Raw genomic sequence first — 19,487 nt, 5'->3', positions numbered from 1 at the left:
AGATGAACTGGACTGACATATTTATTCGTAGGCCAGTGCTCTCACTGGTGGTGAGCGCACTCGTCCTGGTGTTTGGCTTGAAAGCGGTGGGATCCTTGCCGGTGAATCAATACCCGCAAACCCAAAATGCCATTGTGACGATTACGACAGCCTACTACGGTGCTGATCCAGAGACGATTGCAGGATTTATTACACAGCCCTTAGAGACGGCGATTGCTCAGTCCCAAGGTATTGACTATTTATCCTCGATGAGTGTGAGTGGCCTATCGACAATTACGGCCACTCTCAAGCTGAATTACGATTCCAATGCGGCGTTGACGCAGATCCAGACCCAAATTAGCTCGGTCAAGAATCAACTGCCACCGCAAGCTCAACAGCCCGTATTAACCGTACAAATTGGTCAATCGACTGCGGCCATGTACATGGGTTTTTATAGCGAAGATATTCCAAACAATGCGATTACTGATTACCTGTTGCGGGTAGTCAAGCCAAAGCTAGACTCTATAGACGGTGTTCAGAACGCTGAAATTACCGGCGGCAGAAAGTTTGCTTTACGTGCTTGGCTCGATCGCGAGAAGATGGCTGGCCTTGGTGTGGGCGCAGATGATGTCTATAGCGCCATGGCAGCTAACAACTACTTATCAGCAGTGGGCAGCACCAAAGGCGACATGGTCGCAGTGGACTTGGTAGCGGGTACTGATTTGCATACGATTGATGAGTTCCGTAAGTTGGTGATCAAAAAAGACGGCATCAATATTGTGTATTTGGATCAAGTAGCTAGCGTGACTATGGGCTCCGAGGATTACAACACCAACGTCGCATTTAGTGGCAAGAGGTCGGTATTTATCGCGATTAAGGTAGCACCACAGGCGAACTTGCTTGATGTAGCAGCGCGGGTTCGTGCCGCGGTGCCAGAGATTCAGAAGCAGTTGCCAACCGGGATGTCTGGGAAGGTGGTGTACGACTCTACTAAGTTCATTACTACCTCGATTGATGAAGTAGTAGCCACATTATTAGAGGCGCTGTTAATTGTGACAGTGGTGATCTATCTTTTCTTAGGTAGTGCACGCGCAGTTGTAGTACCGGTGATTGCGATGCCACTTTCTCTCATTGGCACATTCTTCTTAATGCAGGTCTTGGGTTATTCCATTAATTTACTGACGCTACTAGCCCTGGTCTTAGCAATTGGTTTGGTGGTCGACGATGCCATCATTGTGGTCGAGAACGTAGACCGCCACATGAAGGAAGGAAAGTCTCCATTAGAGGCCTCTTTAATTGCTGCGCGTGAGTTGGGCGGCCCTATTTTGGCCATGACCATAGTGCTGATCGCAGTGTATATTCCGATTGGATTTCAGGGTGGTTTAACGGGTGCACTCTTTACCGAGTTCGCCTTCACCTTAGCGAGTGCAGTGGCAGTATCTGGATTAATTGCCTTAACGCTTTCTCCGATGATGTGTTCACGCATCTTTACTGAAGAACAAGAGGCCTCAGCGTTTGTTCAGAAGATTGACCGTATTTTTGAAAAAGTTCACCACAGTTATCAAACCACTTTGCGTGAGCTCTTGAGCACTTGGCAGGTCATTATTGTGATGGGCGTGATTTTGCTGGGTGGGGTGGCTTATCTTTACTCTACTGCACGTTCTGAATTAGCGCCAACAGAAGACCAGGGCATTGTATTGATGCAGGCTTCGGGGCCGCCTAACAGTACGGTTAATCAGATGCAGACTTATGCTGATCAGATTTATCAAATATCAGCAGCAGAGCCCGAGTATGAGCAGATGTTCCAGATCACCAGTCCAACGAGCAGCTTTGGCGGTGTCTTACTTAAAGATTGGGGTCAGCGCAGTCGTAATGCCACTAAGTTCCAAGAAGATATGCAGAGTAAGTGGAATTCGATTGCTGGTGCTCGTGTTGCAGCTTTCCAATTCCCGGCTTTGCCTGGCGCACAGGGCTTGCCGGTTCAAGTAGTCATTAACACTACCGAGTCTTACGAATTGTTAAATGAGGTATCTCAAGCGGTATTAGATAAAGCGCGTCGTAGTGGCAACTTCTTTTTCGTAGATTCCGATTTGAAGATTGATAAACCGCAAGATGTTTTGGAAATCGATCGTGAAAAAGTAGCTGCACTAGGCATGACCCAGCAGCAAGTGGGGAGTGCGCTATCCGCTGCTTTGGGTGGCGGCTATGTTAATTACTTCTCTGTTGCTGGCCGCTCTTATCGCGTCATACCGCAAGTGAAGCAAGTGGACCGCTTAAATCCAGACCAAATCCTCGACTACTACATACGTACCCCTAGCGGTCAGATGATTCAGGCTCGTACCATTGCAACCATTAAGCAAAGAGTAGTGCCGCAGTCTATTAATCACTTTCAGCAGCTCAACTCGGCGACGATATTTGGTGTGAGTACCCCGTTTATTTCTCAAGCAGATTTACTGGAGTTTATGCGTCAAACTTTGAAAGAGGTTGCGCCGAACGGTTACACCATGGATTACGCTGGGCCATCTCGTCAGTTCATGGCAGAGTCAGGCGGTTTCTTGGTGACTATGTTCTTTGCGATCTTAATTGTGTTCTTGGTTTTGGCCGCTCAGTTTGAAAGCTTCCGCGACCCCATCGTCATTTTGGTTTCAGTGCCACTTGCTTTGTTTGGCGCCCTCATCTTTATCAATCTCGGATTCACAACCTTAAACGTATATACCCAGGTTGGACTGGTTACATTGATGGGGCTGATTAGTAAGCACGGTATTTTGATTGTGGAATTTGCCAATGAGTTACAAGAAGCTGGTCGCAGTAAGTTAGATGCTATCGTAGAAGCCAGTAGTGTACGTTTGCGCCCGATCTTGATGACAACTGCCGCAATGGTATTAGGCGTAGTGCCTCTAGTCATTGCTTCTGGTGCAGGTGCTGCTGGCCGTCAATCGATGGGTATTGTGATCTTTACTGGCTTATCAATTGGTACGCTGTTTACGCTCTTTGTGGTACCGGCGATGTACTTATTTATTGGTGCAGATCATCATCAGAAGAAATTTAAGCAGCAGTAATATATTACTCAAACAAGCAAAGAAAAAGGGTGAACCAAGTTCACCCTTTTCTTATTGAGCTATTGCCTTACTTCACAATATTCAGTTCTTTTTCTGCAACTACGCTGTACTTAGTACCTGTTTCGATGCTCTGCATCCATGCATCAATATTGTGTAAAGAAGGGCGCGGTCCAGTTTGATCTGGAAAAGTTTGATTGAGTAGAATCCATCGACTTACACAAAGTGCCAGTGGAATATCCCCGATATTGAAAGAGTTTCCTGAGCAATAGGCTTGGCTTACCAATTGCTGATCTAGTAAGGTCAGTAGTGCACTGGTATCTTGGTATGACTTTCGAATTGCTTCATTGTTTCTCTCGTTTTCAGGTGTACGGGTTAGCCCCAGAAAGGCGATACGTAAACTTGGCCACATTGTCCCTACTTGCCAATCCATCCACTTCTCGGATTGATATTGGGCGGCAATGTCAGTCGGAAAATGTGTTGACGGATCGTATTGACTGCGAAGATAGCGCAAGATCGTATTGGATTCCCAGAGTACAAGATTGCCGTCTTCTAAGGTTGGTACTAAGCCATTAGGATTGAGTGCTAAAAACTCAGGGGTGCGATTTTTTCCAAAATGAAGGCCAGCATCAATGCGTTCAAAATCTTTGCCTTCTTCTAGCCCCAGCTCTGCAAGGCACCACAATACCTTTTGCACATTGATAGAGCTTTTTCTTCCCCATAAACGCATCATTTCAATTCCTATTTAAATATTTTAAAGTGATGAATCTAGACCCATAAACTTGCTATGCGCAAATATGAGTGGATGACTATCTGGTGCGTGCTTTAGGTTGAGGACTTTGGCGACGATGATGTTATGGTCGCCGCCGGTGTGAACTGATACGGTCTCGCATTCAAAGTAAGCAGCACATCCCTCAATTTGAGTAAGTCCACTTGCTGCAATTTTATGGGGGATGCTGGTGAATTGATTTTCTTTCACGGTGGCAAAGTGCATCGCCATAGCCTCTTGCGAGCGCTCCAGTACATGAATCAATTGTTTATGGCCCACTTCAAAATTAGGCATCAAGCGAGAATGCTTTTTTAGACTCCATAAAATCAGCGGCGGCTCCAAGGAAACGGTATTAAAAGAGCTGATAGTGATGCCATGAGCATGCTGGTCCGCATCTAGGCAAGTAATCACTGTGACCCCAGTTGCAAATGAAGAGAATCCCTTGCGGAGCTCTTGGGAGGTAAATGGGGTCATCATGCTTGCTTATTCAGAGACTTACTTCGCTGCAGTCGGAATGGTAGTGCCTGGAATAGGAATCAGAATTTCGTTTTCTTCAGCCTTCACGCATTTAAAGCGATATTCTTTGCCAGCCTTAGAAAGGAAGCTCGCACCTTGGTAAAAGTCATTCTGACAAGTTGTACTGGCAAAATCCATCACATCTTGTGGCGTTGCACTGGAAGTGATCAGGCGCATATTGCCCATAGACATATTAATCTGGCTCGAAGAGCAGCCAATGAGTGCTAGACCGCAAGTAGTGGTTAATAGTAGAATTTTTTTCATGGAAACCTCCATAATCAGTAATGCTCGTTAGGATAAACCCATTACGTATTTGCTGTGGAGAATGCAGCGCTTTTAAAAGGAAGAGGCATGTTTAAGGCTATTTTGGTAAATAAAGATGATCAAGGTTATCGGACTGAGCTTGCTCAAGTCGATGAGGCTAGCTTGCCTGAGGGCGATGTCAGGGTGAAGGTGCTCTACTCCACGCTGAACTACAAAGATGGTTTGGCAATTACCGGCAAAGGTCCAGTGGTGCGTAGCTTTCCGATGGTGCCTGGGATTGATTTTGCAGGCGAGGTTTTAGAGAGCGCTAGCCCAGAATTTAAAGTTGGCGACATGGTGCTGCTCAATGGCTGGGGTGTTGGCGAGGGTCATTGGGGTGGTTTAGCGCAGCAAGCGCGTGTGAAGTCAGAATGGCTCATTCCTTTGCCGAAAGGGTTTACTGCAAAGCAAGCTTTGGCTATTGGTACTGCTGGCTACACCGCAATGCTGTGTGTAATGGCCTTACAAAAGCATGGCCTAAAGCCTAGCGATGGCGAAGTATTGGTGACTGGTGCCGCAGGTGGAGTTGGTAGCTTTGCGATTACGCTGTTGAGCAAATTAGGATTCACAGTTGTCGCCAGTACCGGAAGAATGTCCGAAGCGGAGTATTTAAAGAAATTGGGCGCCAGTGAGGTGATTGATCGCGCCGTACTGTCAGCTCCTGGTAAGCCTTTAGCAAAGGAGCGTTGGGCTGCAGTGGTCGACAGCGTTGGTAGTCATACATTGGCTAACGCCTGTGCTCAAACTAAGAGTGATGGTGCAGTTGCTGCTTGCGGATTAGCTCAAGGCATGGATTTTCCATCGAGTGTTGCGCCATTTATTTTACGTGGCGTCACTTTGTATGGCATTAATAGTGTGACAGTAGCAAAAGCAAAACGTATTGCTGCTTACGAGCAGTTGAGCAAGCTAGTAGATCTCAACACTTTGGAAGAGATCTCTCACGAAATTAATTTAGAAGATTCTATAAAGTACGCTGCAGAGCTGATGGCTGGTAATGTGCGCGGTCGTTTAATTGTGGATGTTAATAAATAAGCGATTGGTAGTTAACGGCGCTTACTGAATAACTTGAGGTTTTCGTGCTTGTAGTTTTTCCAAAACCTCCAGCTTGTTCGAATTAGAAAGTTCAGACCAGTCAGCAATCTCAGGGAGCGTGCGATAGCAGCCCCGGCAAAAACCATTGTCGGGGTTGATGTCACACCAGTTGATGCAAGGCGATGGAACTGTTGTCAAAGCAAACCTAAAATAGAAATAGATGAATACTAAAAATCAATCCAGCGATCTGAGTTCTATTCATTATCCCCTAGCAGATGCTTTACCAGAAGCGGGCAGTTCAATAGAGGTCGCACCCGGAGTACGTTGGCTACGGATGCGCTTACCGTTTGCTTTGGATCACATCAACCTATGGCTGCTACGGGATGAGTTTGAAGGCGTTCAAGGCTGGACCATCGTAGATTGCGGCATTGCTAATGATGAGACAAGAGTGGCCTGGGATCAGATCTTTGCTACCCAGCTAGAAGGCTTGCCAGTATTGAGGGTGATCGTGACCCATATGCATCCAGACCATGTGGGACTCTCTCAATGGCTCTGTGAGAAGTGGCAAGCACCGCTGTGGATTTCTATGACGGATTATTTAACTGCGCAATGGCTTAGCCATAAAGAGGGCGGAGCTGCAGTTGGTGCACGCGCTGGTGGTGGTGGGTCTGCTGATCACTTTCAGAAGCATGGATTAAGTGCACCAGAAGATTTAGAAAAAATTCGTGCTCGCTCGAATTACTACAGCAATATGGTTCCGGGCGTGCCACGGCAATATCGCCGCATCATTGATGGCGAAATGATTTTGATTGGCGGACATGAGTGGCAAGTGATTATGGGATTTGGTCATGCGCCTGAACACGCTTCATTATTTTGTCAAGATTTAGGAGTATTGATTTCTGGGGATATGTTGTTGCCACGCATCTCTACCAATGTCAGCGTCTACGATGCAGATCCAGATGCAGATCCCTTGGGCCTGTATTTGAGCTCCTTGGATCGATATTTGCCCTTGCCCGATGACACTCTAGTGCTGCCATCCCACGGCAAGCCCTTCACGGGAATGAAGCCGCGGATTGGTCAGTTAAAAGCACACCATGATGAGCGCTTGGCGGAAACGCTGGGAGCATGTGAAAAACCGGCAACTGCTCGTGAGATAGTGCCGGTTTTATTTAGGCGTGAACTAGATATTCACCAAATGACATTTGCTATGGGCGAAGCTATTGCTCACCTGAATTACCTACTTCGTCGAGGAAAGTTGAGTCGCCAGCTTTGCGACGACGGCGTGTTGCGGTTTTGCGTGGTTTAGAGGCTTTCGTTCCTGAGTCCTTAGAGGCTTCACCGGTGGCAGAGGCAGCGCTTGCTGAAACGGCATCTCCAAAGGATTTGAGTGCCATCATGGTGGCATGCTGTACTTCTAGCCCCTGAATGGTAGTCTTCAAAATGTTGAGGTTGAGATTAAGCCAGTTTTCAACGCTTTTCAGGTCTTTAATACGCTTTTCAAGCTCTTCGGTATCCAGCCCTGGAAATGCTGAGCCAAAGCCCCCGGCAGCCTTGGAGGCATCTGTGTTGAAGGGGAATTGACCTGGCGTTTGCCCGCCAGCTCCCTGGCCCCACATGGTTTTCATCATTTCAAGGCTTTGATTGAATTCTGGGATGGTTCCAAACATAGGGGGCAGCTCCGGGTCAGATAAAAGTGGCTTATTGCCAATACAATAGAGGATTCTAGAGATTAATCCCGGTTACGCAATGCAATCTAATGGTTTATCCCAGCCTTACACCCGCGGTCAGGCACTTCCTGAGCTTCTAAAGCAGCGCATTCTGATTTTGGATGGCGCTATGGGCACCATGATTCAGCAGTACAAGCTGAGTGAGGCGGATTACCGTGGATTACCAAGCAGCAAACGCTTTGAGAGTCATCTTGGCGATATCAAAGGCAATAACGAACTCTTGGTATTGACCCAGCCCCAGATTATTAGCAAGATTCATGAGCAGTATTTGGATGCGGGTGCGGACATTATTGAGACGAATACCTTTGGCGCTACTTCAGTTGCGCAAGAGGATTACAAGATGGCTCATTTGGCCCGTGAGATGAATGTGATCTCCGCTCAATTGGCTCGCGCTGCCTGTGAAAAATACTCTACGCCAGACAAACCCCGTTTTGCAGCGGGTGCAATTGGACCCACACCAAAGACCGCAAGTATTTCTCCGGATGTGAATGATCCCGGTGCGCGTAATGTGACGTTTGATGCATTGCGAGCCTCGTATCGAGAGCAGATTGAAGGTCTCTTTGAGGGCGGTGTTGATTTATTTTTAGTTGAAACTATTTTTGACACACTCAATGCTAAGGCTGCATTGTTTGCATTGGATGAGTTCTTTGAAGAAACGGGTGAGCGTTTGCCAGTGATGATTTCGGGTACGGTCACGGATGCGTCTGGTCGAATTTTATCTGGTCAAACAGTTGAAGCATTTTGGAACAGCTTGCGCCACATTAAACCACTCACGTTTGGTTTGAACTGCGCCTTAGGTGCTGCATTGATGCGCCCTTACATTGCTGAGCTATCTCGCATCTGCGATGTTGCAGTATCTTGCTATCCCAATGCAGGTCTGCCTAACCCAATGAGTGACACGGGCTTTGATGAAACTCCTGATATTACTTCTAGCCTGGTTGATGGTTTTGCAAAAGATGGTTTGGTAAACCTAGTAGGTGGTTGCTGTGGAACTACGCCAGATCATATTCGTGCAATCGCTAATGCAGTTGCGCAGCGTAAGCCGCGAGCCTTCTATCGTGAGAGTTCGGAGCTGTCAGCATGAGTAAGGTTGAAAAAGTAATATCGCCGATGAAGCTTTCAGGCCTAGAGCCTTTTAACGTTACAGCCGATATCCGCTTTGTGAACATTGGGGAGCGTACCAATGTAACAGGCTCTAAAGCATTTGCGCGCATGATTTTAAATAATCAATTTGATGAGGCTTTGGTAGTTGCTAGGCAGCAAGTTGAAAATGGCGCCCAAGTCATTGACATCAATATGGATGAAGCGATGTTGGATTCTGAAGCGGCGATGACGCGCTTCTTGAATTTAATTGCCTCAGAGCCAGACATTGCCCGTGTACCGATCATGATTGACTCCTCAAAATGGAGCGTAATTGAGGCGGGTCTGAAGTGCATTCAGGGTAAGCCGATTGTGAACTCGATTTCACTCAAAGAGGGTGAGGAGCCGTTCAGAAAACAAGCACGTTTGATTCGTCGTTACGGCGCAGCTTCTGTAGTGATGGCATTTGACGAAGTGGGTCAAGCAGATACCTTTAAGCGCAAAACAGAAATTTGTCAGCGCTGCTATCAAATTCTCGTTAACGAGATTGGCTTTCCAGCAGAAGATATCATTTTTGATCCTAATATCTTTGCAATTGCTACCGGCATTGAAGAGCATGATAACTATGCAGTAGATTTTATTAACGCTACACGCTGGATTAAAGAAAATCTGCCGGGCGCGAAAGTGAGTGGCGGCGTCTCGAACGTCAGCTTCTCTTTCCGCGGTAATGATCGCGTACGTGAAGCCATTCATACTGTGTTCCTGTATCACGCCATTCAGGCGGGCATGGATATGGGTATTGTTAATGCGGGACAGCTTGGCGTCTACGCAGACTTAGACCCTGAATTACGTGAGCGTGTTGAGGATGTGGTCCTCAATCGCTTTAAAGAAAAAGACGGCAAGACCCCAACTGAGCGCTTGCTAGATATTGCTGACCAATTTAAGGGCGGTGGCGCCAAGCAAGTAGAGAACTTGGTATGGCGTGAAGCCCCCGTGCGTGAGCGTTTAACCCATGCTTTGGTTCACGGAATCACCACCTTTATTGAGGGTGACACAGAAGAGCTGCGTGCGCAAATTATGGGTGCAGGTGGTCGTCCGATTGAGGTTATTGAAGGCCCTCTGATGGATGGCATGAACGTTGTTGGCGACTTGTTTGGTGCCGGCAAGATGTTCTTACCGCAAGTGGTTAAGAGTGCTCGTGTCATGAAGCAAGCAGTAGCCATCTTGATTCCTTATATTGAGGAAGAGAAGCGTCAACACATTGCCTCTGGTGGCGAAGCAAAAGCCAAAGGCAAGATTGTGATGGCCACCGTTAAAGGGGATGTGCACGATATTGGTAAAAATATTGTGACGGTAGTGCTGCAATGTAATAACTTTGAAGTTGCCAATATGGGTGTGATGGTGCCCTGCTCAGAAATTCTGAAGCGTGCTAAAGAAGAAAAAGCAGATATTGTTGGCTTGTCTGGTTTGATCACGCCATCTCTAGAGGAGATGACTTATGTTGCGCAAGAGATGCAGCGTGATGATTATTTCCGTGAGCGTCAAATCCCGCTCATGATTGGTGGCGCCACCACATCCCGTGTGCATACCGCAGTCAAGATTGCGCCGCATTACGATGGCCCAGTGGTTTATGTACCTGATGCTTCCCGCTCTGTATCGGTAGCATCGAGCTTGTTATCAGATGAAAGTGCCAAGAAATTTATTCAGGATCTACGCGATGACTATGTGCGTATTCGTGAGCAGCATGCCAATAAAAAAGCGTCCCCAACCATCTCATTAGAAGCTGCGCGTAAGAATCGCGAGCTGATTGATTGGGCTCATTATGTGCCTGAGAAGCCGAAGTTTATTGGCCGTCGTGTTTTCAAGAATTTCGCTTTAAGTGATATCGCTAAATATATTGACTGGACACCGTTCTTTCAGACTTGGGATTTGGCTGGTAAGTTTCCAGCAATCTTGGATGATGAAATCGTTGGCGTAGAGGCTCGTAAAGTATTTGAAGACGGCCAGGCGCTTTTAGATAAATTAATCAAAGGTCAGTGGTTACAGGCTGATGCTGTAGTGGCTTTCTATCCAGCAAATACGATAGGTGATGACATCGTCTTGTATAGCGATGAAGCTCGCGAGCATCCATTATTTGTTTGGCATAACTTGCGTCAGCAGGCTGAGCGTCCGGTAGTTGATGGCGTTCGTCGACCTAATCGCTGCTTAGCGGATTATGTGGCGCCAAAAGATTCTGATGTGGCCGATTATCTCGGCTGCTTTGCTGTGACGACTGGCCATGGCGTTGAGAAAAAAGTGGCTGAGTTCCATGCACAGCATGATGACTACAGTGCAATCATGTTGCAATCCTTGGCTGATCGTCTGGCAGAAGCATTTGCGGAGTTGATGCATCACCGTGTTCGTACTGATCTGTGGGCTTATGCAGCGGATGAGATTTTGACGAACGATCAAATGATTAATGAAGAATATCGCGGTATTCGTCCAGCGCCAGGTTACCCAGCCTGCCCTGCGCATGAAGTGAAAAAAGATTTATTGCGTGTCATTGGTTCAGAAGATATTGGCATGACCTTGACCGAATCGATGGCCATGAACCCAGCCTCTAGTGTCAGCGGTTTTTATCTGGCACATCCAGATGCACGTTATTTCAATGTGGGCAAGTTGTCAGCAGACCAGATTGAAGATCTTGCTAAGCGCCGCAATGAGTCCATTGAAGACATTCGCCGCCAGTTGGCAAGCTCGATAGACTAAGAGCTTTCTTGATGTGGTGGCTTAAACGCCCCACATCACTGGCTCATCTTTGGCTTTTGCCTGTTTCATCAGCTCTAGGAAGGGGTAGGCACGCTGTCCTAGCCTATCGGCATGTTTTGGTTTTTCACTATTTTCTTGATCCGTCGCATTACTTTTAGCCCGTTCTTCCAAGTCTTTCAGGATGGCGGTTTCTAGGGAGATGATGAGGCTTGGAAGTTGCTCTACCGTCAAAATTCCTCTAGGCTCTAATGGGCGGCCCAAAATTTCAAAGATTCTCTGGGTGAGGTCAGCCAGCATGATGACGTCAGGACCCGCTTTGGAGCGAAATTGATAGATCATTTCAGTAGCTTACCACCTGATAAACTCACTTATCTATGTTGTTAACTAATAAAAATCGTTTAATTGAAATGCTCAGTGCGGCCCTTCAGGGTCTTGCCCAAGAGCGTGGTTTGGGCGATGCGCCCGCACCTCGCTTAGAACGCCCTAAGGCAGTAGACCATGGAGATGTCGCTTGCAATATTGCGCTTCAGATATCTAAGGCTTGGAAGTTAAATCCCAGGGAATTAGCGCAAGCGCTGGTTGAGCGCTTAGAGCAGCAACCTGGCTATAGCGACCTGATTGCCTCCTGCGAAATTGCAGGCCCCGGCTTTATTAATTTTCGCCTTAGTAATACCGCTAAAACTGCTGTTGTGGAAGAAGTCCTCACGGCAGGATCTCAGTTTGGCCAGCTAGCGCCAGAGGCAGCCCCAGTCTCCAGCGCCATGATTGAGTTTGTGTCGGCCAATCCTACTGGCCCGCTGCATGTGGGCCATGGTCGTCAAGCGGCACTGGGCGATGCCTTGGCGAACTTACTGGCAACGCAGGGCATCAAGGTACACCGCGAGTTTTATTACAACGATGCGGGAGTGCAGATTGCGAATCTGGCGCTCTCGGTGCAGGCTCGTCTAAATGGACTTAAGCCTGGTGATACCACCTGGCCAGAGAGCGCTTATAACGGCGAATACATTGCGGAGATTGCGACTGCCTTTAAAGCTTCCCCTGAATACAAAGATGATCTTGAAGCGATCCGTCAATTTGCCGTCGCATATTTACGCAATGAACAAGATATTGATTTAAAAACATTTGGCGTGAAGTTTGATTGTTATTACCTAGAGTCTTCCTTATATACCGATGATAGTGTTGCAAAAATTGTTGAAGAGCTGCAGAGCATTGGTAAGACCTATGAATCTGAGGGCGCACTTTGGCTCAAGACAACAGATGATGGCGATGATAAAGATCGCGTTATGCGTAAGTCTGATGGCAGCTTTACCTACTTTGTGCCTGATGTTGCCTATCACACCAGTAAATGGAATCGGGGCTTTGAAAAAGTAATTAACGTCCAAGGGAGCGATCACCACGGCACCATCGCCCGTGTCCGCTCTGGCTTGCAGGGTGTGGCCCAGAAGCGTGGTTGGGATATTCCGAAAACTTACCCTGACTACGTATTACATAAGATGGTGACGGTGATGCGCCATGGTGAAGAAGTCAAAATTTCTAAACGTGCTGGCTCCTATGTGACTGTGCGTGATTTAGTGGAGTGGTCTGGTGGCATTACGCCAGAGATGACTGCTGATGAGCGTGAGCTGGCACTACAGCGTGGAAGAGATGCTGTGCGTTTCTTCCTCATCTCCCGCAAGGCCGATACAGAGTTTGTTTTCGATATTGATTTGGCATTACAGCAGAATGATGAGAATCCCGTGTTCTATGTGCAGTATGCCCATGCGCGGATTTGTTCAATTCTGACCCAATGGGGCGGAAAAGTGTCCGACCTTAAAGGCGCGGACCTCTCCTTACTGCAAAGTAAAGCTTCGGATCATTTATTGCGTCGCTTGGCTGAATATCCAGAAATGCTGACTGATGCGGCTGCAGATTTAGCGCCACATGCATTAGCTTTTTATTTACGTGATTTAGCGGGCGACTTTCATACTTTCTATAACGCAGATCGCGTTTTAGTGGATGACCCCGCATTGAAATTGGCACGCCTTGCATTGCTCCTAGCAACGCGCCAAGTGCTTGAAAATGGATTAAAAGTATTAGGTGTATCAGCACCCGCTAAGATGTAAGCTGTAGTACTTGCTAGCGCTTAAGAAGTAAAAAGAAGGATGGGGATACGATGAAAACAAACAATCAACACACCAGCTTCACTCCAAAGACCCGGTCTTCGAGTCCGGAGTATGGCGGCACTATTCTTGGCTTCATCTTAGGGCTTGGTGTTGGCCTCGGCGTTGCTTTTGTGATTGCCTTTTACCTTTCTAAAAACACACCGCAAGAGCGCCCTGGAGTTAGAGCTCCCAATCTTCCTTTAACAATTAAATCGGGATCAGCGCCGGCGGAAGGTGAAGCGACTCCCCCGGCAGAGGCTCTAGATCTGAACAAGCCTTTGCAAGGCAAGTCTGCAGCACCTGCCGCTAATGCGCCAGATCCAATTGCTGATTTAGCTAATGGTAAGAAGCCGGTAGATATAGCTCCTGCTGCAAAATCAGATGCTATTTACTTTCTACAAGTGGGTGCCTTTAATAAGCGTGCCGATGCAGATGCACAAAAAGCGAGCTTAGCGATTCAGGGTATTCAATCGCAATTAAGTGAGATTAGCAGTGAGGGTAATACGCTTTGGCGTGTGCGTGTTGGCCCTTACAACAGTGTTGAAGAAAGCAACCCCGTGCGTGATAAGCTAACTGGCATGGGCATTAAACCGAGTGTCATTAAATCTAGCAAATCATGATTACATTATCTAAATCTAAAAGAGCCTTTTTATCTGCCACGATTCTTGGATTAGCATTTTCTTTTTCAGGCCTTGCTGCTGCGCAAAGTCCCAAGATTGAGGAGGGGTTTGATTATCGTATTCTGCCTACCCCTCAGCCAGTTGAGACCAAAGGGAAGGTCGAAGTTATCGAGTTTTTTTGGTATGGATGCCCCCATTGTTATGACTTTGAGCCAGAGCTCAATGCCTGGCTTAAGCGCCAAGCAAAGGATGTGACATTCCGTAAAGTGCCCGTGGCTTTCCGAGATGATTTCATGCCGCACAGCCAGTTGTTCTATGCCCTGGAATCTATGGGTAAAGGTGAGGCAATGAATGACAAAGTGATGTATGCCATGCATAAAGAAAACAAGCGCCTCATGACAGAAAATGAGATCGCTGATTGGGTGGCCTCACAAGGCATCGATCGCAATACTTTCTTGGCTACCTATCGCTCATTTGCCGTTGTATCTAAAGCGCGTGCTGCAAGACAGATGGCTGATGCCTATCGTATTGATAGTGTGCCAACAATTGTGATGCAAGGCCGCTACGTCACATCCCCATCTATTGCTGGAACCAAGGCAAAAGCGATTGCGGTAATGGATTACTTAGAGCAGAAAATCCGCAAGGATAAGTACAAGTAATTCAGGCTCTTATATCTTGACGAAGCGTCGAATGATCCAGAAGTAAAGCGGGTAAGGCAGGATTCTGAGGAACTTTAAGAATCCTGAAAACCGCTTGGGGAAGTGAATATCAAACTCTCCAGCCTGCAGTCCTGCAAGGATTTCTTGTGCGGCTTTATCTGCAGTGATGAGCGCCGGCATCTCAAAATCATTTTGTGCGGTAGCTTCTGTCGCAACAAATCCCGGTGAGATCATATGCACGCTCACGCCCTGCGGCAGTAAGTCGTAATACAGGGTTTCACAGAAATTAATAATCCCTGCTTTACTCGGCCCATACGCTAAAGCTTTAGGTAGTCCGCTATATCCCGCTACGCTACCAACGATGGCAATATGACCGGCATGCGCCTTGAGCATATCTGGCATCACAATGCTGACCGCCCGCATGGGACCCAGTAGATTGGCATCAATGGTTTTCTGTGCAATCTCAAATTCAAAATTATCAGCACGTAAGGGGGTATATACGCCCGAGACAAACAGCAGTAGATCTAAGCCACCCCAGGCTTCTAGGATGCTTCGGTAGGCAGAGTCGAGTTGCTCTTGATGGGTGACATCCAATGGAAGCACTAGGGCTTGTCCTGGCTCCGCAGATTGTGCGAGAGTATCTAGCCGCTCGGCACGACGGCTAGAGAGCGCAACTTTTGCACCCGCCTTGATAAAAGCTGTTGTGCAGGCCTCACCAATACCACTGGAAGCCCCAATGACCCAAATCCGTTGATTTACAAAAGAATCTATTCCTTTTTGTTTCATGGGCGCAGTGCATCACTTGAGTGAATGACATTTTGATGTCTGAGGGTGTACTGCACCACATCAATATTCTTTTCAGAAAATCCGGCGGCACAATACATGAGATAAAAATTCCAGAGCCGAATAAATGCCTCATCAAAACCAAGGCGATAAATTTCTTCAATCTTGTGATTAAAGCTATCGCGCCATAAGCATAAGGTTTTGGCATAGTCAGCACCAAAGGCAAACTCTGCCTCAAGTTCTAGACCGGCACTAGCTGCAGCAGCCTTGAATTTAGCTGGAGAGGGGAGCATGCCCCCTGGAAACACATACTGTTGAATAAAGTCAGTACTCTGACGATAGCGATCAAATAAATCATCTGCGATTACGATAGTTTGGATGCAGGCTCGGCCACCCGATTTGAGTCGTTTTGCAACTGTTTGGAAGTATTCAGCCCAATGATTTTCACCAACCGCTTCAAACATTTCAACGGAGGCAATACCATCAAATTGCTCTTTACAGTCCCGATAGTCTTGCAACCGAACCTCAAATTGCTTTGCATTACTTACTTCTGTAGAAATCTTTTGAAGTCTAGAGTCTGCAAACGCTTTTTGTTCCGTCGACAATGTCAGACCAGTGACTTGGTTGCCATTGCGTAAGGCTTCTTCCATGAAGCCGCCCCAACCACAGCCTATTTCTAAGATTTGATCGCCCTTTTTAGCCTGGATGGAGTCTAGGATACGTTTGATTTTTGCGCGCTGGGCATCCATGAGTGATTGCTTATCACCCTCAGAAAACCATGCACTCGAGTAGCTCATTGTGGGGTCTAGCCAAAGCGTATAAAAGGCATTGCCTAGGTCATAGTGCGCGTGAATATTTTTACGGCTTCCGGATTTAGAATTGTCTCTAAACCAATGCCTCAGGCGATAGGCTATGGATCCAAACCAGCTGCCATAAATTGCTTTATCTAAGATAGTACGATTTCGAATGGCTAGCTCTAGAACGGCTTTGAGATCGGGGGTATTCCATTCGCCTCGGATATAGCTTTCAGCGAATCCGATATCACCATGAGATAAAACCTGTTTAAATACGGACCAATCTAGAATTTGAATTTCTGCATGTAGTTGGTCTGAGATGTTGCCAAATTCTCTTACTTCATTATTAGGAAGGGTGAGCACTAGGTGCCCACTGCGCAATTTCGCCAAAAGACCCAATAGGGCTGTTGTACTTGCATTACCTTGTTGAGGTTTGGACTTTCGCCTTTCAGGGCGAGAGAAGGTGAGGCGGGATAGCAGTGTTTGACCGGGGCGATTCATCGAGTAACTTCAAGTTCTGGTGGTTTAGGTTTTGAGTGAAAGGGTACACCTTTTAGCCATAATTTCAATGCCTGCCAGTGAATTCGGCCAATGACACCCAGACTCATGAGGGGGTAGCGCAGAAAGGCTATGTAGAGAGCGCTTTTAGTCAAGGGTTGAGTAAGGCCGCTGATGCTGGTGTTGATTAATGGAGCGCCGTCCTCGTGTAGCTCAATCCGACAAACAATATTACGCCTTGAATTGCTATCTTGGGGAAATAAGAAGCGGAAGTGGTACTCCCCTCGGACGTCACAAAAGGGCGAGACATGGAATACCTTATTGCTCACAAGCGTCTCTCCGGATTGCAGGGCTTTACCAGAGTCATGATGGAGTAGATAGCAGTGTCGTTCGCCAAAGGTGTTATTTACTTCAGCTAGTACCGCTCGCACTTGACCATTGGTTTGGGTGCAGATCCAAAAGCTGACTGGATTAAAGACATAGCCGAGCACTCGCGGAAAAGTGTGCAACCAAATTTCACCATCATCATGATGAACGTGATTTTCTTCAAGAATCGATTCGATCCAGGACAGACTGTTCTCGTCGCCTAATCCATGGTCTTGGTCAAAAAAGGAAAAAAGTCCAAACTGCTTATCTTTGAGTCCATGCTGACTGAGTAATATTGGATTATTCCTGCGCGCACGCATTGGAATAGATAAAGTAAATACGCCATAGCCAAATGCATTAATAGCGGGACGAAAGCGTCGATGCTTTACCGCTCCAAAATTAATCGTTGGCAAATCCATTTACTGAGAATCTTTAATGGAGTTTGATTGAACGCGATGAGAAATACTCTCCATGAGATCCATGGCCACCAATTCTCCAGAGCGCAAACCGTCTTCATGAAAGCCAAACCCTGTCCATGCTCCGCAATACCAGATTGAAGAGTTCCCCTGAATTAAAGGCAGTTCCTTTTGTGCCTGCACAGCGCGCATATCAAAGACAGGATGCGAGTAATGGATTTCTTCATGCACCAATTTTGGATTAGGATCTGTCAGTGGATTCAGGCTCACAATAACTTGTGTGCCATCGAATGCTTTGGGTAGAGGTTGTAGGCGGTTGATTAAATAATTCACACTCACGTGTTGTTGTGCAGTCGGTGTTGCACCAGATTTTGCGGTGTAGTTCCATGCTGCCCAGCAACGTTCAGTAGCGGGTAAGAAATTGATATCGGTATGTAAAATTGCGCGATTCTTCTGGTAAGGAACCGAGGCCAAAATATTGCGTGCGTCTTGATCGATGCCATGAACCAACTCTAGTGCTTGATCGCTATGACATGCCATTACCACCTCATCAAACTGGTGAAGCCCAGAGAGTGTAATCACTTCAACTGGAGAGTCTTCCGATTTGCTCGCATTGACTCGAGAAACGGATTCACGGACAAAATGGACTTCATGTTTCTCTAAATCCGCTACTAAAAGCTTGACGTATTCTCGGGATCCGCCTTTAACGGTAAGCCATTGCGGGCGATTTTGGATTTGCAGGAGACCATGGTTATGGCAGAAGCGGACCATAGTCTGAATCGGAAACTCTAGCATCTGCTCAACAGAGCATGACCAAATAGCGCCAATCATTGGCAGGAAATAATTTTCTTTAAAGCTGGTGCTAAAACGATTGCGATCTAGAAAATCTTTAATGCGCTCATCTGGTTCTGAGTACTCAAGTTTGGCAGTAATTTGTTCTTCTGCGAGTTGAGTGGCGAGGCGATTAAAGCGCAAGATGTCATAGGCCATTCTCCAGAATGACAAGGAGAATAAATTAGATCTTTGACCAAAGAAGGAGTTGAGATCGTTGCCAGCCCATTCAATTTTTTTACTGCGCCCGTTTTTTCCTCCCGCATCAATGGATACTGAAAAGGACATTTCTGATGGCGCAATCGGAACCTGAATTTCTTCAAATAGACGAACTAAGCGCGGGTAGGTTTTGCGGTTAAATACCAAGAATCCAGTATCGACTCCATGAGTTATCTGGCCATGAGGAGTTTCTAGTGTGAGGTCTACAGTATTGCTATGGCCGCCAATATGGTTACCACCTTCAAATACGGTGATTTCTAAATCTGGGTGCTGCCTTAATGCGTATGCACATCCTAAGCCAGATATACCAGCGCCAATGATGGCAACTTTTTTCTTACCCACTAAATTTTTTCTCCAAGAAGTTTCTCTATTTCACCAGTAATACTGCTGCTTGCTGGTTTTGTCATGCTGCCAAAAGAATCGACTACATTTCCGTTCCGATCAATCAGGTACTTATAAAAATTCCACTTCGGTGCCGTTCCAGTTTTAGCTATGAGCATTTTAAATAGTGGGTTTGGATTGCTGCCACTAACTGAGCTCTTAGCGAACATGGGGAATTTCACATCATAGGTATTTTTACAGAAGTCAGCGATGTCTTTATTGCTACCTGGCTCTTGTTGACCAAAATCGTTTGATGGAAACCCCAATACAACCAGGCCACGGTCTTTATATTTGGCGTACAACTTCTCAAGACCCTCGTATTGGCTCGTGAAGCCACAAAAACTGGCTGTATTCACAACGAGAATGACTTTGCCTTGGTATTGGCAAAGGCTTTGAGGCGCCTCATCCTGCAATCGTGGAAAGGTGTGAGATAAAAGCGGACTGCAGCTGCCGGCAGGTGGAGCTGCCTTTGCAAATGGCATTACTGTCAGCAAAAAAAGTAGTGCCAGTAAGTAGCGTGGCATATAACGAATCATTTTGGGCCTCTGGGTGGAACGGGGATGCCCAAG

General features: G+C 46.8%; 19 protein-coding genes. 8 read left to right on the top strand and 11 right to left on the bottom strand.

Translation table 11 applies throughout. The features are described 5' to 3' along the window. Window positions 1-2: 2 nt before the first annotated feature. Window positions 3-3,038 (top strand): efflux RND transporter permease subunit, encoded by a 3,036-nt coding sequence (locus tag C2747_RS09980; protein WP_215331647.1) that lies wholly within the window; start codon window positions 3-5, stop codon window positions 3,036-3,038. Window positions 3,039-3,105: 67 nt separating this feature from the next. Here the strand turns inward: C2747_RS09980 and C2747_RS09975 are convergent, their stop codons facing one another. The 3 genes from C2747_RS09975 to C2747_RS09965 are packed head-to-tail and all read right to left on the bottom strand — an operon-like array spanning window position 3,106 to window position 4,584. After that, complete coding sequence (locus tag C2747_RS09975; RefSeq protein WP_215331646.1) at window positions 3,106-3,768, bottom strand: glutathione S-transferase family protein; 663 nt, start codon at window positions 3,766-3,768, stop codon at window positions 3,106-3,108. 21 nt (window positions 3,769-3,789) lie between these two features. After that, complete coding sequence (locus tag C2747_RS09970; RefSeq protein ID WP_215331645.1) at window positions 3,790-4,278, bottom strand: flavin reductase family protein; 489 nt, start codon at window positions 4,276-4,278, stop codon at window positions 3,790-3,792. 21 nt (window positions 4,279-4,299) lie between these two features. Then, on the bottom strand, window positions 4,300-4,584 hold the full coding sequence (locus C2747_RS09965; protein WP_215331644.1) for a hypothetical protein: 285 nt from the start codon (window positions 4,582-4,584) through the stop codon (window positions 4,300-4,302). An 87-nt stretch (window positions 4,585-4,671) separates the two neighbouring features. Between C2747_RS09965 and acuI the strand changes: the two genes are divergently transcribed. Beyond that, complete coding sequence (acuI, locus tag C2747_RS09960; protein ID WP_215331643.1) at window positions 4,672-5,655, top strand: acrylyl-CoA reductase (NADPH); 984 nt, start codon at window positions 4,672-4,674, stop codon at window positions 5,653-5,655. Between the two features lie 21 nt (window positions 5,656-5,676). Here the strand turns inward: acuI and C2747_RS09955 are convergent, their stop codons facing one another. After that, window positions 5,677-5,853 (bottom strand): DUF1289 domain-containing protein, encoded by a 177-nt coding sequence (locus tag C2747_RS09955; RefSeq protein WP_215331642.1) that lies wholly within the window; start codon window positions 5,851-5,853, stop codon window positions 5,677-5,679. A 22-nt stretch (window positions 5,854-5,875) separates the two neighbouring features. On the opposite strand from C2747_RS09955, the gene C2747_RS09950 reads away from it, so the two are divergent. Then, the gene (locus C2747_RS09950; RefSeq protein ID WP_215331641.1) at window positions 5,876-6,961 is read left to right on the top strand and encodes an MBL fold metallo-hydrolase; all 1,086 of its coding nucleotides are present in this window, start codon (window positions 5,876-5,878) and stop codon (window positions 6,959-6,961) included. Here the strand turns inward: C2747_RS09950 and C2747_RS09945 are convergent. Beyond that, window positions 6,873-7,322 (bottom strand): PhaM family polyhydroxyalkanoate granule multifunctional regulatory protein, encoded by a 450-nt coding sequence (locus tag C2747_RS09945; protein ID WP_215331640.1) that lies wholly within the window; start codon window positions 7,320-7,322, stop codon window positions 6,873-6,875. The genes C2747_RS09950 and C2747_RS09945 overlap by 89 nt on opposite strands. Window positions 7,323-7,401: 79 nt before the next feature. On the opposite strand from C2747_RS09945, the gene C2747_RS09940 reads away from it, so the two are divergent. Both C2747_RS09940 and metH read left to right on the top strand, forming a co-directional pair. Then, window positions 7,402-8,466, top strand: coding sequence for a homocysteine S-methyltransferase family protein (locus C2747_RS09940; RefSeq protein WP_215331639.1), 1,065 nt, complete (start codon window positions 7,402-7,404; stop codon window positions 8,464-8,466). Further along, entirely contained in the window at window positions 8,463-11,210 is a 2,748-nt protein-coding gene (gene metH / locus C2747_RS09935; RefSeq protein ID WP_215331638.1) for a methionine synthase, read from the top strand. The genes C2747_RS09940 and metH overlap by 4 nt, the downstream gene beginning before the upstream one ends. A gap of 21 nt (window positions 11,211-11,231) precedes the next feature. Here metH and C2747_RS09930 read toward each other — a convergent pair whose 3' ends face one another. Beyond that, window positions 11,232-11,549: a DUF1840 domain-containing protein gene (locus tag C2747_RS09930; RefSeq protein WP_215331637.1), complete on the bottom strand. Its 318-nt coding sequence runs from the start codon at window positions 11,547-11,549 to the stop codon at window positions 11,232-11,234. Between the two features lie 35 nt (window positions 11,550-11,584). On the opposite strand from C2747_RS09930, the gene argS reads away from it, so the two are divergent. From argS to C2747_RS09915, 3 genes are read left to right on the top strand one after another with little or no spacing between them, the layout of a single operon-like run. Next, window positions 11,585-13,312 carry an arginine--tRNA ligase gene (argS, locus tag C2747_RS09925; RefSeq protein WP_215331636.1) on the top strand — a complete coding sequence of 576 codons (1,728 nt, stop codon included), beginning with the start codon at window positions 11,585-11,587 and terminating at the stop codon, window positions 13,310-13,312. A 50-nt stretch (window positions 13,313-13,362) separates the two neighbouring features. After that, window positions 13,363-13,971: an SPOR domain-containing protein gene (locus C2747_RS09920; protein WP_215331635.1), complete on the top strand. Its 609-nt coding sequence runs from the start codon at window positions 13,363-13,365 to the stop codon at window positions 13,969-13,971. Further along, window positions 13,968-14,630, top strand: coding sequence for a thiol:disulfide interchange protein DsbA/DsbL (locus tag C2747_RS09915; RefSeq protein WP_215331634.1), 663 nt, complete (start codon window positions 13,968-13,970; stop codon window positions 14,628-14,630). The genes C2747_RS09920 and C2747_RS09915 overlap by 4 nt, the downstream gene beginning before the upstream one ends. Window positions 14,631-14,639: 9 nt before the next feature. Here the strand turns inward: C2747_RS09915 and C2747_RS09910 are convergent, their stop codons facing one another. From C2747_RS09910 to C2747_RS09890, 5 genes are read right to left on the bottom strand one after another with little or no spacing between them, the layout of a single operon-like run. Beyond that, window positions 14,640-15,416 (bottom strand): SDR family NAD(P)-dependent oxidoreductase, encoded by a 777-nt coding sequence (locus C2747_RS09910; protein ID WP_215331633.1) that lies wholly within the window; start codon window positions 15,414-15,416, stop codon window positions 14,640-14,642. Then, entirely contained in the window at window positions 15,413-16,708 is a 1,296-nt protein-coding gene (locus C2747_RS09905; protein ID WP_215331632.1) for an SAM-dependent methyltransferase, read from the bottom strand. The genes C2747_RS09910 and C2747_RS09905 overlap by 4 nt, the downstream gene beginning before the upstream one ends. Next, on the bottom strand, window positions 16,705-17,490 hold the full coding sequence (locus tag C2747_RS09900; protein WP_215331631.1) for a DUF1365 domain-containing protein: 786 nt from the start codon (window positions 17,488-17,490) through the stop codon (window positions 16,705-16,707). The genes C2747_RS09905 and C2747_RS09900 overlap by 4 nt, the downstream gene beginning before the upstream one ends. Continuing rightward, a complete protein-coding gene (locus C2747_RS09895) occupies window positions 17,491-18,879 on the bottom strand; it encodes an NAD(P)/FAD-dependent oxidoreductase (RefSeq protein WP_215331630.1) in 1,389 nt (462 codons plus the stop codon). Further along, window positions 18,879-19,442, bottom strand: a complete 564-nt coding sequence (locus tag C2747_RS09890; RefSeq protein ID WP_433915520.1) for a glutathione peroxidase — start codon at window positions 19,440-19,442, stop codon at window positions 18,879-18,881. Before C2747_RS09890 ends, C2747_RS09895 begins: the two co-directional genes overlap by 1 nt. Window positions 19,443-19,487: the final 45 nt, after the last annotated feature.

Source organism: Polynucleobacter corsicus (genome assembly GCF_018688255.1).
Lineage (GTDB): Bacteria > Pseudomonadota > Gammaproteobacteria > Burkholderiales > Burkholderiaceae > Polynucleobacter > Polynucleobacter corsicus.
This window is presented reverse-complemented; position numbering and strand designations above follow the sequence as displayed.

Coding starts and splice junctions, on each gene's coding strand:
- C2747_RS09950 (WP_215331641.1), top strand. CDS start 5,876: ATGAATACTAAAAATCAATCCAGCGATCTGAGTTCTATTCATTATCCC.
- C2747_RS09945 (WP_215331640.1), bottom strand. CDS start 7,322: ATGTTTGGAACCATCCCAGAATTCAATCAAAGCCTTGAAATGATGAAA.
- metH (WP_215331638.1), top strand. CDS start 8,463: ATGAGTAAGGTTGAAAAAGTAATATCGCCGATGAAGCTTTCAGGCCTA.
- acuI (WP_215331643.1), top strand. CDS start 4,672: ATGTTTAAGGCTATTTTGGTAAATAAAGATGATCAAGGTTATCGGACT.
- C2747_RS09890 (WP_433915520.1), bottom strand. CDS start 19,442: ATGCCACGCTACTTACTGGCACTACTTTTTTTGCTGACAGTAATGCCA.
- C2747_RS09905 (WP_215331632.1), bottom strand. CDS start 16,708: ATGAATCGCCCCGGTCAAACACTGCTATCCCGCCTCACCTTCTCTCGC.
- C2747_RS09975 (WP_215331646.1), bottom strand. CDS start 3,768: ATGATGCGTTTATGGGGAAGAAAAAGCTCTATCAATGTGCAAAAGGTA.
- argS (WP_215331636.1), top strand. CDS start 11,585: ATGTTGTTAACTAATAAAAATCGTTTAATTGAAATGCTCAGTGCGGCC.
- C2747_RS09965 (WP_215331644.1), bottom strand. CDS start 4,584: ATGAAAAAAATTCTACTATTAACCACTACTTGCGGTCTAGCACTCATT.
- C2747_RS09980 (WP_215331647.1), top strand. CDS start 3: ATGAACTGGACTGACATATTTATTCGTAGGCCAGTGCTCTCACTGGTG.
- C2747_RS09920 (WP_215331635.1), top strand. CDS start 13,363: ATGAAAACAAACAATCAACACACCAGCTTCACTCCAAAGACCCGGTCT.
- C2747_RS09940 (WP_215331639.1), top strand. CDS start 7,402: ATGCAATCTAATGGTTTATCCCAGCCTTACACCCGCGGTCAGGCACTT.
- C2747_RS09930 (WP_215331637.1), bottom strand. CDS start 11,549: ATGATCTATCAATTTCGCTCCAAAGCGGGTCCTGACGTCATCATGCTG.
- C2747_RS09910 (WP_215331633.1), bottom strand. CDS start 15,416: ATGAAACAAAAAGGAATAGATTCTTTTGTAAATCAACGGATTTGGGTC.
- C2747_RS09970 (WP_215331645.1), bottom strand. CDS start 4,278: ATGACCCCATTTACCTCCCAAGAGCTCCGCAAGGGATTCTCTTCATTT.
- C2747_RS09915 (WP_215331634.1), top strand. CDS start 13,968: ATGATTACATTATCTAAATCTAAAAGAGCCTTTTTATCTGCCACGATT.
- C2747_RS09900 (WP_215331631.1), bottom strand. CDS start 17,490: ATGGATTTGCCAACGATTAATTTTGGAGCGGTAAAGCATCGACGCTTT.